At 72.3% G+C, this 12,792-nt stretch carries 12 protein-coding genes and 1 pseudogene; 9 read left to right on the top strand and 4 right to left on the bottom strand.

The features are described from left to right. Positions 1-149: 149 nt before the first annotated feature. Complete coding sequence (locus ACFWJW_RS37280) at positions 150-1,454, top strand: Cmx/CmrA family chloramphenicol efflux MFS transporter (RefSeq protein ID WP_387249760.1); 1,305 nt, start codon at positions 150-152, stop codon at positions 1,452-1,454. A gap of 31 nt (positions 1,455-1,485) precedes the next feature. Here the strand turns inward: ACFWJW_RS37280 and ACFWJW_RS37275 are convergent, their stop codons facing one another. From ACFWJW_RS37275 to ACFWJW_RS37265, 3 genes are all read right to left on the bottom strand, one after another. Beyond that, positions 1,486-2,025 carry a pyridoxamine 5'-phosphate oxidase family protein gene (locus tag ACFWJW_RS37275; RefSeq protein WP_387249758.1) on the bottom strand — a complete coding sequence of 180 codons (540 nt, stop codon included), beginning with the start codon at positions 2,023-2,025 and terminating at the stop codon, positions 1,486-1,488. 66 nt (positions 2,026-2,091) lie between these two features. After that, positions 2,092-2,385 carry a DUF4031 domain-containing protein gene (locus ACFWJW_RS37270; RefSeq protein WP_387249756.1) on the bottom strand — a complete coding sequence of 98 codons (294 nt, stop codon included), beginning with the start codon at positions 2,383-2,385 and terminating at the stop codon, positions 2,092-2,094. Positions 2,386-2,436: 51 nt separating this feature from the next. Next, positions 2,437-2,799: a hypothetical protein gene (locus ACFWJW_RS37265; RefSeq protein ID WP_085926290.1), complete on the bottom strand. Its 363-nt coding sequence runs from the start codon at positions 2,797-2,799 to the stop codon at positions 2,437-2,439. A 131-nt stretch (positions 2,800-2,930) separates the two neighbouring features. Between ACFWJW_RS37265 and ACFWJW_RS37260 the strand changes: the two genes are divergently transcribed. The 5 genes and pseudogenes from ACFWJW_RS37260 to ACFWJW_RS37240 all read left to right on the top strand — a co-directional run bounded on the left by ACFWJW_RS37260 (position 2,931) and on the right by ACFWJW_RS37240 (position 10,290). Beyond that, positions 2,931-3,878, top strand: coding sequence for a MurR/RpiR family transcriptional regulator (locus ACFWJW_RS37260; protein WP_387249753.1), 948 nt, complete (start codon positions 2,931-2,933; stop codon positions 3,876-3,878). A gap of 131 nt (positions 3,879-4,009) precedes the next feature. After that, a complete protein-coding gene (murQ, locus tag ACFWJW_RS37255) occupies positions 4,010-4,948 on the top strand; it encodes an N-acetylmuramic acid 6-phosphate etherase (protein ID WP_387249751.1) in 939 nt (312 codons plus the stop codon). 80 nt (positions 4,949-5,028) lie between these two features. After that, positions 5,029-6,654, top strand: a complete 1,626-nt coding sequence (locus ACFWJW_RS37250) for a PTS transporter subunit EIIC (RefSeq protein WP_387249748.1) — start codon at positions 5,029-5,031, stop codon at positions 6,652-6,654. A 991-nt stretch (positions 6,655-7,645) separates the two neighbouring features. Continuing rightward, positions 7,646-8,347 (top strand): annotated as a pseudogene (locus ACFWJW_RS37245) (response regulator transcription factor); the annotation flags it as partial. A 173-nt stretch (positions 8,348-8,520) separates the two neighbouring features. After that, a complete protein-coding gene (locus ACFWJW_RS37240) occupies positions 8,521-10,290 on the top strand; it encodes a sensor histidine kinase (RefSeq protein WP_387249744.1) in 1,770 nt (589 codons plus the stop codon). A 76-nt stretch (positions 10,291-10,366) separates the two neighbouring features. On the opposite strand, the gene ACFWJW_RS37235 is transcribed toward ACFWJW_RS37240, so the two are convergent. Then, positions 10,367-10,831: a hypothetical protein gene (locus tag ACFWJW_RS37235; RefSeq protein ID WP_387249742.1), complete on the bottom strand. Its 465-nt coding sequence runs from the start codon at positions 10,829-10,831 to the stop codon at positions 10,367-10,369. A gap of 314 nt (positions 10,832-11,145) precedes the next feature. On the opposite strand from ACFWJW_RS37235, the gene ACFWJW_RS37230 reads away from it, so the two are divergent. From ACFWJW_RS37230 to ACFWJW_RS37220, 3 genes are all read left to right on the top strand, one after another. After that, complete coding sequence (locus tag ACFWJW_RS37230) at positions 11,146-11,586, top strand: hypothetical protein (RefSeq protein WP_387249740.1); 441 nt, start codon at positions 11,146-11,148, stop codon at positions 11,584-11,586. Then, on the top strand, positions 11,583-11,864 hold the full coding sequence (locus ACFWJW_RS37225) for a hypothetical protein (protein WP_387249738.1): 282 nt from the start codon (positions 11,583-11,585) through the stop codon (positions 11,862-11,864). Before ACFWJW_RS37230 ends, ACFWJW_RS37225 begins: the two co-directional genes overlap by 4 nt. A gap of 10 nt (positions 11,865-11,874) precedes the next feature. After that, positions 11,875-12,792: protein kinase (locus ACFWJW_RS37220; protein ID WP_387249736.1), on the top strand; the 918-nt coding region annotated here is incomplete at its 3' end.

Below are 12,792 nucleotides of genomic sequence, written 5' to 3'. Positions count from 1 at the left end.
GGCCGCCCGCGCCGAGGACGGGGTACCGGGCGTCCCCTCCGACCCGCCACCCACCCGCCGTAGGCGCAACCGGCCCAAGCCCACGGCAAACCCGCAAAGAACCCGCCGAGCCAGGAATGTAAGCCGTCCTACCGCTGTTAGTAGCTGACATGCCCGCTCAGCCCGACCGCGCCCGCCTGCCCATTGCCGTGTACGTCCTCGGCCTGTCCGTCTTTGCGCTCGGTACCTCCGAGTTCATGCTCTCCGGCATCCTCCAACCCCTGGCCCGCGACCTGGACGTCTCCATTCCGCAGGCCGGTCTGCTGGTCTCCGCCTTCGCGATCGGCATGGTGGTCGGTGCCCCGGTATTGGCCGCGGCAACGCTCCGGCTCCCACGACGGACGACGCTGATCGCGCTGCTCGCGGTGTTCGGCCTCGGCCAGGTGGCGGGCGCGCTGGCCCCCTCCTACGGCGTGCTGTTCGTCTCGCGCATCCTGAGCGCCCTGGCCTGCGCCGGCTTCTGGGCGGTCGGCGCGGCGGTCGCGGTCTCGCTGGTGCCGGTGACCGCGCGGGCCCGCGCGATGGCCGTGATGGTGGGCGGCCTGAGCATCGCCAACATCGCCGGCGTCCCGGCCGGCGCACTGCTCGGCCAGCACGCCGGCTGGCGCGCTGCCTTCTGGGCGGTGGCCGGCCTGACCGCGCTCGGTCTGCTCGGCGTGATCGCGCTGGTGCCGCGTACGGCCGTGCCCACCGGCGAGGACCGCCCGCAGCTGCGCCGTGAGCTGGGCATCTACAAGGACAAGCAGGTGTGGCTGGCCCTGACCGCCACGGCCCTGAACGGCGCCGCGGTCTTCGCGCTCTTCTCGTACCTCTCGCCGCTGCTGACCGACACCGCCGGCCTCGCCGAGAGCTGGGTGCCGACGGTACTCGCCCTCTTCGGCGTCGGCGCGCTGACGGGTACGTTCATCGGCGGCCGAATCGCCGACGCGCACCTCTTCGGGACACTCTTCGGCGGCATCGCCGCGTCCACCGCCGTACTGGCCGTCTTGGCGCTGACCGCGCACAGCCCGGTCGCCGCCGTCGCGCTCTCCCTGATGCTCGGGGTGACCGCGTTCACCACGGCCCCGGCCCTCAACGCCCGGATGTTCAACGTGGCGAACGCCGCGCCGACGCTGGCCGGCGCGACCACCACCGCGGCGTTCAACATCGGCAACACCCTGGGCCCCTGGCTCGGCGGGCTGGCCATCGGCGCGGGCTGGGGTTACCCGTCCGTGGCCTGGACCGGCGCCGCGCTGGCAGCGGGGGCCGTGGTCACCACCGCTTTTGCGTTCCGGCTGCACCGCGCGACGAACCAGTCCCGGCTGATCGCCTCCTCGGTCACCGCCACGCCCGCCGCGCAGGACACGGCGCAGTCGGTGGAGACCGCGAAGGCGACGGAGACCGCGAAGGCGACGGGGGCGGCGGGGCACCGCTGACACCCGTGGGAAGGGCGCCGCGACCGGTCGTTCAGGCTCCGCCGTCGAACGTCCACCGCGTCTGGCTGTAGGTCTCACCCCGGCCGAACCCGAAGGCCGTGACCGGCTCGACCCGGAAGACCACGGCCCGGTTGCCCTCCCCGTAGAACGCACCGTCGCGGACGTCGAAGTGCCAGTCGCTGCCGTACTTCTCGCCGTAGAGATCGGCCAGCCGGCGCAGCGTGGGCTCGTCGCGCACCGGCACCGCCTCGCCCTCGACGACCACATCGAGCCCCGCGTGCAGGTCGTTCCCGCCGGCCGTCGAGGTCGTCAGCACACAGTGCGCGTTGGCGGCGAGGTTCTTGGCCTTGCGTTCCTCGGGGCCGGTGCAGAAGTGCAGCGCATCGTCCGCCCAGACGGCGAGCAGCGGGGTGACATGCGGGCGGCCGTCGGGCCGGACGGTGGTGAGCCAGAAGATCTCGGCCTCGGTCATTCCGCCGACGGCCGCGGGCCAGGCGGTCGCGGTGGCGTCCGGGCTGCTGTAGTTCGGGTCGAGGTCGGTGGCCGGGTGTCCGTCTTCGCTGGCTGGCATAGCTGTTCCCTTGTGGTGCGGCGCACGGTCAGGCCCATCGTGCGGGGACCCGCCGCCGCGCCACCGCTACGACGCGCCGCGGCGGGCCGTACGGGGTGCCGGCCGGTGCTTGGGGCGGCGCAGACCGGCCGCGGTCAGCCGGCGCACCAGCTCCTTGGAGCCGATCTCCACGGCGCCGGCGCGCACCGCGTCGCCGTACCGCTCCGCCGGCAGGTCGTAGTGGTCGCGTTCGAACGCCCGCCGGGGCGCGCCGAGCCGCGCCGCGAAGGCGTGCAGTTCGTCGAAGGAGTGGTCGCTGACCAGATGCGACCACATCCGGCCGTGGCCCGGCCAGGTGGGCGGATCGATGTAGATCGCCACCTCAGCGCTCCGGCCGGATCGCCATGTCAGCCCGCCGCACCATCGACCACCTCAGCCTTCCATCGGGGTGCCGAGCCGGCCGACCCGGGCCACCGCGACAGCTGTCTTGGGGCAGACCCAATGCGGATCGGTGCCCAACTCCGGTTCGACATCGAGTGCATGGGGATCCCCCGACTCCGTGCACACGGGGCACAGCGGCCAGCGGCCGTAGCGGTCCAGGAGGGCGTCCTGGACGTCCTGCGCTATGAGTCCTGCAACGAATGCCGCGCCTTCAGGCCATTGCTCCACCCACCACCGGCGGTGGACGACCGCATCCTCCACGAGCGAGACGATGTCGGCGTCGGCCACCTTGTCCGCCATCAGGTCGGCGAGCACCAGCGCCCGCGCGGCGTGCAATGCCTGTTCCATCTCCATGCCCCCCATTGTCTCCCGGCCGCCGGCCGCCCAGCGGAGTTGTCCACAGCCCACGCCGCGGCCTCTCGCTCTGTCCACAGCACTCACAGAGGGTATTGACGCCGAGCGGTCGATGAAATTACTTTTCAAGCGTGAGCAGTAGCGTGAAGGAAACTTTCAAGGACATGGCCGTCGAGACCCGACCGGCCCCGGCCCCACCCGTCCCCGCGGCCCTGGCCGCCAAGGTCCGCACCCTCGCACCGACGATGACCCGCTCCATGCAGCGGGTCGCCGAGACCGTCGCGAGCGACCCGGCCGGCTGCGCCGCCCTGACCGTCACCGGCCTCGCGGAGCGCACGGGCACCAGCGAGGCCACCGTCGTGCGGACCTCCCGGCTGCTCGGCTACCCGGGCTATCGCGATCTGCGCCTCGCCCTCGCCGCGCTCGCCGCGCAGCAGGCGGCCGGCGGCGCGCCCGCGGTGACCGCGGACATAGCGGTCGATGATTCGCTCGTCGATGTCGTCACGAAGCTGGCGCAGGAAGAGCAGCAGTGCCTGGCCGACACCGCCGCCGCGCTGGACGTCACCCAGCTCGAAGCCGCCGTCGCCGCGCTCGCCGGTGCCCGCCGTATCGATGTGTACGGCATAGGGGCCTCCAACCTCGTCGGCCAGGACCTCGTCCAGAAGCTGCTGCGCATCGGCCTGATCGCGCATGCGCACGCGGACCCGCATCTGGCCGTGACGAACGCCGTGCAGATGCGCACCGGCGATGTCGCCATCGCCATCACGCACTCCGGGCGGACCACCGATGTCATAGAGCCCCTGCGGGTGGCCTTCGACCACGGCGCGACGACGATCGCCATCACCGGCCGCCCGGACGGCGAGATCGCCTCGTACGCCGACCACGTCCTGACCACGTCCACGGCCCGCGAGAGCGAGCTGCGCCCGGCCGCGATGTCGTCCCGGACGAGTCAGCTGCTGGTCGTGGACTGCCTGTTCATAGGCGTCGCGCAGCGTACGTACGAGACCGCGGCCCCCGCGCTGTCCGCCTCGTACGAGGCCCTCGCCCACCGCCACTCGCCGCGCAACAACCAGCGCTGACCTCGCACCGCCCCGCCGTTGTGGGCCACGTGCCGCCGGGACGGCACAGGTGGGCACGACGGCACCCGGCGGCGGGACAGCCGAAAAACCACGGCCCCCCACGAGCCCGACCCAAAGAGAGTCGCCACGCCATGACCTCCACCGACGACCACGCGCATCTGCGCGCCCAGTTGGACACCCTCACCACCGAGGCGTACCGGCCCGAGCTCGCCGAGATCGACCGCCGCCCCACCCTGGACATCGCCCGCACGATGAACGACGAGGACGCCACGGTCCCCGCCGCCGTCGCCCGGCGGCTCCCGGAGATCGCCGCCGCCATCGACGCCACCGCCGCGCGGATGGCCCGCGGCGGCCGGCTGATCTACGCCGGCGCCGGCACGGCCGGCCGCCTCGGGGTGCTGGACGCCAGCGAATGCCCGCCGACGTTCAACACCGACCCCTCCGAGGTGCTCGGGCTGATCGCGGGCGGCCCGTCCGCGATGGTCACCGCCGTCGAGGGCGCCGAGGACAGTACGAAGTTCGCGAGCGAGGATCTGAGCGCGATCGGCCTGACCGAGCTGGACACCGTCGTCGGCATCTCGGCCTCCGGCCGGACGCCCTATGCGATCGGGGCCGTCGAGCATGCCCGCGCCCTGGGCGCGCTGACCATCGGGCTGTCCTGCAACGCCGATTCGGCGCTGGCCGCGGCCGCGGAGCACGGCATCGAGGTCGTGGTCGGCCCCGAGCTGCTGACCGGCTCCACCCGGCTCAAGGCGGGCACCGCCCAGAAGCTGGTGCTCAATATGCTCTCGACCATCACCATGATCCGGCTGGGCAAGACCTACGGGAATCTGATGGTCGATGTCCGCGCCTCCAACGAGAAGCTGCGGGCCCGCTCGCGCCGTATCGTCGCGCTCGCCACCGGCGCTTCCGACCAGGAGATCGAGACGGCGCTGCGCAGCACGGACGGCGAGGTGAAGAACGCCATCCTCACCCTCCTCGGCGGAGTCGACGCCCCCACCGCAGGCCGCCTCCTCGACGCCGCCGACGGCCATCTCCGCGCCGCCCTCCAGGCCGCCAAGGACCACTGAGACCCACTACTGCCCGCCCGTCCGGCCCGTATGAGGCCCCGGCCCCCTCCCTCGTTTGTCCGCACAGCAAGGCACCGCATATGCCCGAAGACAAGAACCGCGCCCTCGCTGCCGCGCTCCTCCCTCTCGTCGGCGGCGCCGGAAACCTCACCTCCATCGAGCACTGCATGACCCGGCTGCGCCTCGGCATCCAGGACCGCTCCCTGGTCCAGGACGACGCCCTCAAGGCCCTGCCGGCGGTCATGGGCGTGGTCGAGGACGACACGTACCAGATCGTGCTGGGCCCCGGGACGGTCGCCCGGGTCACCCCGGAATTCGAGCGCCTGGCGGCACAGTCCCGCGACACCCCACCGGCCCCGGAACCAGCGGCCGCCGCACCCGCACCGGCTACGGCCCCTGCCGGAGCGCCCCCGGCCCCGGCACCACCCGCGACGGCTGGTGCCCCCGCCTCCGACGCCCCCACCTCCGCCGGCGAACTGGCCGCCCAAGGCGCCGCCCTCAAGGCCCGGCAGAAGGCGCGGAACGCCACCCCGGTGAAGCTGTTCCTCCGCCGGATCGCCAATATCTTCGTCCCGCTGATCCCGGCCCTGATCGGCTGCGGCATCATCGCCGGCATCAACGGTCTGCTGACCAACCTCGGTCAACTGCCGTCCGTCGTCCCCGCCCTCGCCGCCATGGCCTCCGGCTTCATGTCCCTCATCGCCGTCTTCGTCGGCTACAACACCGCCAGGGAATTCGGCGGCACCCCGATTCTCGGCGGCGCGGTCGCCGCCGTCATCGTCTTCCCCGGCGTCACCCACATCACCGCCTTCGGCCAGCACCTCTCCCCCGGCCAGGGCGGGGTGCTCGGCGCACTGGCCGCGGCGCTGCTCGCCGTCCAGGTGGAGAAGCGGTGCCGCAAGACCGTCCCCGAGGCACTGGACGTCCTGGTCACCCCCACCGTTACGGTCCTGGTCACCGGCCTGGTCACTCTCTTCGGCCTGATGTACGTCGCGGGCGAGGTCGCCACCGCCATCGGCACGGGCGCCAACTGGCTGCTGGCCCACGGCGGCGCGTTCGCCGGCCTCGTCCTGGGCGGCCTCTTCCTCCCCCTCGTCATGCTGGGCCTCCACCAGGCCCTCATCCCGCTGCACACCACCCTCATCGAGCAGCAGGGCTACACCGTCCTGCTCCCGATCCTCGCCATGGCCGGCGCGGGCCAGGTCGGCGCCGCGATCGCCGTCTACCTCCGCCTCCCCCACAACCGCTCGATCCGCCGAACCATCAAGTCGGCCCTCCCCGCAGGGTTCCTGGGCGTCGGCGAACCCCTGATCTACGGCGTCTCGCTCCCCCTGGGCCGCCCCTTCATCACGGCCTGCCTGGGCGGCGCAGCCGGTGGCGCCTTCGTCGGCCTCTTCAACCAACTCGGCGACGCCGTCGGCTCCACCGCCATCGGCCCCTCCGGCTGGGCCCTGTTCCCCCTGGTCAAGGGCAACCAGCCGCTCGCCACCACCCTCGTCGTCTACGCCCTGGGCCTGGCCGTCGGCTACCTCGTCGGCTTCCTCGCCACCTACTTCTTCGGCTTCAGCAAGCAGCTGCGGACGGAGCTGAACGCAGACCCTGACGGCGCCCCCGCCGCCACAGACCCCACAGCCGCAGAGCCAGACCCCGTCATTACGGCAACCACGGGAAGCCCCACCCCACTCGGAGCACAGGCCGACCTGTGAGCACCCGAAAGCGCCCTGAATTCGACGAAATCACACAAGCCCGCGACAAAAGGACCGGCATTGCCTTGCCGGCGCCCCACCGCCCATGCCTCCAACTCGACCAACCACCAGCCGCATTACCCATTCCGCCACCCTCCGCTTCGACTCTCACGCCGTCAGTGACCACAATCCGAGTTGCTGACAGTGCGTCAATCAAGGGAGGAAACGGATATCGATGGAGGGAAACGATGTCTCGCCCCGGGGGAAAGGAGACCCGTCCGCTTCCTCAGCCCACCGCTGGGGAAGTCACCGAGCGAACTCGGATACACCGTGACGACGACGGCTGCCCGCTGACGACCACCGGCGGGGCCTCCGGCGGCGACGGCGGGTGGCCGTGGGGCCGCGCACCGGCAGCGCCGTCGCCGGGACCACTGGAAACAGGGACGGCAACAAGAGCCGGCGCGCCTTCCCCGAGGAGACCGGAACGAGGCGCTGTGCCTCATCGGCCAAGGCCGCGAGAATCTCGTCAAGCTCACACATGAGCCGGAAAATCACCGATCCGTCGTTTCGCGTACCCGTGGCAGAAGAACCGCCTACGCCCTACCCATTCTGAAATCCTGGCGCGCCGCCGGGAAGCCTTTCCTCAGGGCCCTCACCACAAGGAGGAAGATCCGACATCGATTTCTGCTCGGCCGACTTCATTCTTCATTCTTCGCGCGGGAATGGGCGCCCCTCACCCCCTCGGAGATGCTGCGGGATGCCGTGCCGGCCGGAGTGAGGGGCGGGCGTACCGGACAGCCACAGAGAATCCACAAGATTGCGCTCTACGGTCGCGCCGCGGCTACCTTGCAGGGAGTGCCGTCGGTGGGTGGTCAGCGAACCGGGACGGCGTCGACAGTGAACTGCACACGATGCGGTAGCTCTGTGGTCCAGGGGCCGGACGGCCGATGGTGCTGCAACAACTGCGGGGCGAGCGGATGAACCCCCCGCTGAGACGAAAGCGGAGCCTGGAATGTGCGCGGCGAAGCGCCCGGACCGAGTCCTGGTCGTCGATGACGACGCGATGATCCTGCGTTCCCTCGGGCGCGGCCTCCGGCTGAACGGGTTCACCGTGGCACTCGCCGAGGACGGTCCGGCGGCCCTTGCAGAACTGACGGAGCGTCCCCCGGACGTGGTCGTCCTGGACGTCTCCCTGCCGGGCCTCAGCGGCACCGACATCTGCCGCACCCTGCGCGCCAACGGGGACGAAGTGCCGGTCCTGATGCTGTCCGCGCTGGACGAGCTGGAGGACCGGGTCGCGGGGCTCCAGGCCGGGGCCGACGACTACCTGGTCAAGCCGTTCGCGCTCAAGGAACTGGTGCTTCGGCTGGAGGCCCTGTTGCGCCGCCGTCCGCCCGGGGGCAGGGACGAGGTGCGGATCGGTGACCTCGTCCTCGACACGGCGGCCCGCGAGGTGACGTACCAGGGGGCACCGGTCCAGCTCACCCGGCGGGAGTTCGAGCTGCTGGAGGTGCTCGCCCGCAACGCGGGGGTCGTGCTCACGCGAGACCAACTGCTGGACCGGGTGTGGGGATACGACTTCGCCGTGCGCACCGATGCCGTCGACACCTTTGTGAGCTACCTCCGGCGCAAGCTGGAGGCCGACGGGCGACCACGCCTGGTCCATACGGTCCGCGGCGTCGGCTTCGTCCTGCGGGCGGGCGAGCGGGCGGGCGGAAACACGGCTGGGCGAACGGGCGGAGGGGCTGCTGGGCAGGCGGGCGGACAGACGGCCGGACGAACGGGCCCAGCGATGGACGGGCAGGCGGACGGACGGCTCGGACGGACGGCCGGGCGGACGGAAACCCGGGCGGACGGATGGACGGGCGGCCGGAAGGGGTCCGCACGATGAGGCTCTCGACCCGGATCGCCCTCACGATGGGCATCGCCATGCCCCTGCTGGTCCTGGGCTCGGGGCTGCTGCTCCTGCGCCTGGTCACCCATGACGTGCACGCCGAGCAGGACGCCCATCTGCGGGAGCGGGCGGCGGTGCTGCTGCCGCTGGCCAGGGGGCTGCTGCGGACCAAGGACAGCGGACAGCCGCGGAAGGCGGCGAACCAGGAGCGGCGGCTGCTCGACGCGGGCCTCGACGTCGGGGTGCGGCTCCTCACGGCCGCGGACAAGCCGGGGGCGCCCGGTAACGGCGGTGGGGACGCAGCCACCGGCGGCCGGCACACGACGACCGGCGGGCAAGGCACCACCACGGGCGGGCAGAACGGGACCTCGCGCGGGCAGAACCCGAGCCAGGGCCAGGCAACCCCGGCCGGGCAGGCTGCCAGGCCCGTACGGCCCGCGAACCGGGTGGTGGCCCAGGCCGGCCCCCAGCCCGCCGGCACCGTGGCCCTGCCGGAGGCCGCATCCGCCCCGGTGACCGTGCGGTCCCACAAGAAAGCCTGGCGCGCGCTGTCGGTGGAGGTGCGCGGTTCGAGCGCCCGGAACCCGCACGGCACGCTGTGGGTGTTCTCCCGCGGATCGGCCGGGAGCGGCAAGATCGACACCGTACAGCGGCGCATCGTCCTGGTGGCGCTGATCACCGCACCACTGACCGGGCTGCTCTCCCTGGCCATCGCCGGACGCGCCACCCGGCCGCTGCGCCGGCTGCAACGCCGGGCCGGCGGGCTGGACCCCCGCACCAGCACGGCCCGTCTGGACCACACCCGGTCACGGATCACCGAGGTGGACGACCTGGCCCGCACCCTCCAGACCGTGCTGACCCGGTACGACGAGCAGGCGGCGCGGACCCAGGAGGCGCTGGCCACCGCGCGGGCCTTCTCCGCGACCGCCTCGCACGAACTGCGCACCCCGCTGATGGGCATGCAGACCAATCTGGACATCCTCGCCGACCACCCGGACCTCGACCCCGCCGACCGTGCCGAGGTCCTGGACGACCTGCACGCCGGACAGCAGCGGCTGATGGGCACGCTGACCGCGCTCCGGGCGCTCGCCCAGGGCGACTTGGTGGAGGCCGGCGCCTTTGGTCCGGTGGACCTCTCCGAGCTGGTCGCCGTGGCGGTGGACGAGGTGCAACGGCACCACCCCGGCGTCCGGCTGACCGCGCACATCGCTCCCGGGCTGCGGCTGAGCGCCTGGGAGCCGGGGCTCCGGATGGCGGTGGAGAACCTGCTCCGCAATGCGGTGGTCCACGGGAGCCGGCCGGGCATACCGGCACGGGTCGAGGCGGTGCTGCGGCCGGGCGGCTCACCGGCGGATCCGGTCGCCGTGCTCACCGTGGACGACGAGGGTCCGGGCATCGCGCCGGAAGAGCGTCAGCAGGTCTTTCAGCGGTTCCACCGGCGCACGGACAGCCCGGGCTCGGGGCTGGGGCTGACCCTGGTGGCCCAGCAGATCGCCCTGCACCGCGGCACCGTGGAGATCATGGACCGGCCCACGGGGACCGGCGCCCGGTTCGAGGTGCGGCTGCCCCGTCCCGTGGATGTGGAGGCCGACACCCGCACCCTGCAACTGCCGCTGCGCCGCGTCTGGCTGAGCGAGATTCCGGCCGAGGGGTTCGCCCCGGAGTTCGTTCCGGGGCCCGGCCCCGAGTCCGCTCCCCGGCCCCTGCCAGGGCCCACCCAGGAGTCCACTCACCGGCCCTTGTCAGGGTCCGCCCCGGAGTAGTCATCAGGGTCCACCCGCAGCCGGAGCACGAGCCGGGGCCCGCCCCGACCCTCTCCTCCCGCTAGGAGCCTGCCGCTCACCCCTCCCGCCGCCGGGCCTCCCTGGCCACCCGCGTCGTCACCCGGCCCGCCCCCGCGGAGCAGGTCACCGAGCGGAAGTGGCCGTCGACCTCGGCGACCCAGTAGGCATCGGCGAGCGTGACCGCCTGGACGCACCGGCTGCGCCGCCACCCGCGGAAGGACACCTCGACGACATCGGCGCCGGTCGGCAACTGCCCCCACGCCAGCGACCAGGGCGCCGCCGTCCCGCCGCCGCGCCGGGCGCCCCTGAGCGGCGAGACACAGAGCGTGCTCACAACGGACACATCGATCAGTCCGGCCCCGCTGTGCACCTCCAGCGCCGGGCGGCCCTCGGAGCCGCGCGCGAGGCGCAGCAGCCAGCCGCTCAGGGGCAGCCGCAGTGCACGCGGCCCCAGGACGGCGAGGGTGGCCGAGCTCGTACGGGAGGGCTCGTCCGGCATGCGGAAATCAGCGCGGTCCACGGTGTCTCCCGGGGGTCGACGGCTCGGTGCGCGCACTGCCGCTGACGCGGAGGCTGACGCTCAACTGACCCGGAGCGTAAGGACCTTCCTTGTGGATTCCTTGTGTCGGCGCACGTCTCCCGGGCCCCTGACCTCGGCTCCTCCACGGGACGCCGCACACCGCGCCGAGTCACAAGATCCCCACAAGGAACGTCCCTACGTTCTGTGCCACCGGCCGGTCCGCCTCCACGGGAGACCGGATGCGGCCGCGTCCACCCCTTTCCGGAAGCCCTTCGTTTCCGGGAAGCCATTCGTTCCTGGAAGGGAGCACCACCATGCAGCGTCCCAAGACCGCAGTGGCAGGAGTTCTGGCCGGACTCGCGCTCGCCGGTTCCCTGCTGACCACGGCGGGGCCGGCGAACGCGGCGGACTCCGACAGCCCCGCCTCCGCGCCCGCGGCAACGGCCCCGAAGACCGGCCACGCGGGCCACGGCAAGAGCCTCTGTGAGCGGGTGCCCCACCTGGAGAAGCGCATCAACAAGGCGCTCGACCGCCTCAACGGCGATGCGCAGACCCGCGGTTCGATCGCGCGGATGGCGGCGCGCGTGCAGAAGGCCCACTCCAAGGGCCACGAGGAGGTCGCCACGTACCTCCAGGACCGGCTCACCCACCGCAAGGAGCTGAAGCCGGACCTCACCCGGAAGCTCCGTGACCTCAAGGCCGTCGCGGCCTGGTGCGAGAAGAAGAACGACGCCAAGGGCGGCAGCGGCTCATGAGGCGACGGTCCCGGCGGATCGCGCTGCTGCTGACGGCAGCGGTCGCGGTACCGGTCCTGGCGGCCACCGGCTGTTCGGGAGATTCCGGCCAGGCGCCCTCCGGGGGCTCCGCGGGCAGCGGTGCGTCGTCCTCGGCGTCACAGGGGCCCGCCGAGCCATCCGGTTCATCCGGATCCTCCGGTTCATCCGCCGAGGAAACAGAGATGGAGAAGAAGATCCAGGACGCCGAGAAGGCGGCGGACGACGCCGACGCCGACGCGGCCGAGGACTCTCAGTGAGGAGCCGGTAATGGAGGCGGGGGCATCCGTGGGCTCTCCCCCGGGCCCGCACACCGCGGGAGTACGCCGGCTGGGCGGCCGGTACGAGCTGGGGGACCGGCTCGGCCGGGGCGGCACCGCCGAGGTGCACTCCGCGCACGACCTGCGGCTCGGCCGCGGCGTCGCGGTCAAGACCCTGCGGTCCGACCTGGTCGGGGACCCGAAGTCGCTGGCACGCTTCCGGAGCGAGGCGCGCTCGGCGGCGTCGCTCAACCACCCGTCGATCGTCGCGGTCTACGACACCGACGAGGACATGGTGGACGGCACGTTCGTTCCGTACATCGTGATGGAACGGGTCGACGGGGCGACCTTCGCGGACCTGCTGCACGACCGGCGCCGGCTCCCGCCCGCCAGGGCGCTGGAGTTGATCGCCGGAGTGCTGAAGGCGCTGGCGCACGCGCATCACAGCGGCATCGTCCACAGCGACATCAAACCCGCCAATGTGATGCTCACCCACGACGGCGCCGTCAAGGTGACGGACTTCGGCATCGCACGGCTCGTGGCGGTGCCGGGGGCGGACCTGCCGCCGGACACCACGGTCGTCGGCACTCCCCCGTACCTCTCCCCGGAACAGGCCCGGGGAGGGGCCGTGGGTGCCCCCGCCGACCTCTATTCCACCGGCTGTCTGTTGTACGAATTGCTGACGGGGCGTCCGCCGTTCCTCGGTGAGGGCGTGATGGACCTCGTACTCCAGCATGTGGAGGCCACCCCGGAGCCCCCGTCGGCCCATGTGCCCCAGCTGCCTCCCGAGTGCGATGCGCTCGTGCTGCGGGCACTGAGCAAGGAGCCCACGGACCGCCCGCCGAACGCCGAGGCGATGCTCGACTCCGTCGAGCGGATCCTGGGCGGCCTCCCCTCCGGGCACTCGGGCCCGGAGGCGGCGTTCGGT

Origin of the sequence: Streptomyces sp. NPDC127097 (assembly GCF_042724075.1) — a bacterium.
Lineage (GTDB): Bacteria > Actinomycetota > Actinomycetes > Streptomycetales > Streptomycetaceae > Streptomyces.
The sequence above is the reverse complement of the archived record's forward strand: the minus strand, read 5'-3'. Positions and strand labels throughout refer to the sequence as shown.

Bases quoted from the DNA above. Each gene is read 5' to 3' on its own strand.
- ACFWJW_RS37230 (WP_387249740.1), top strand. From the start codon at position 11,146: ATGCAGCGTCCCAAGACCGCAGTGGCAGGAGTTCTGGCCGGACTCGCG.
- ACFWJW_RS37225 (WP_387249738.1), top strand. From the start codon at position 11,583: ATGAGGCGACGGTCCCGGCGGATCGCGCTGCTGCTGACGGCAGCGGTC.
- ACFWJW_RS37240 (WP_387249744.1), top strand. From the start codon at position 8,521: ATGAGGCTCTCGACCCGGATCGCCCTCACGATGGGCATCGCCATGCCC.
- ACFWJW_RS37275 (WP_387249758.1), bottom strand. From the start codon at position 2,025: ATGCCAGCCAGCGAAGACGGACACCCGGCCACCGACCTCGACCCGAAC.
- ACFWJW_RS37250 (WP_387249748.1), top strand. From the start codon at position 5,029: ATGCCCGAAGACAAGAACCGCGCCCTCGCTGCCGCGCTCCTCCCTCTC.
- ACFWJW_RS37265 (WP_085926290.1), bottom strand. From the start codon at position 2,799: ATGGAGATGGAACAGGCATTGCACGCCGCGCGGGCGCTGGTGCTCGCC.
- murQ (WP_387249751.1), top strand. From the start codon at position 4,010: ATGACCTCCACCGACGACCACGCGCATCTGCGCGCCCAGTTGGACACC.
- ACFWJW_RS37280 (WP_387249760.1), top strand. From the start codon at position 150: ATGCCCGCTCAGCCCGACCGCGCCCGCCTGCCCATTGCCGTGTACGTC.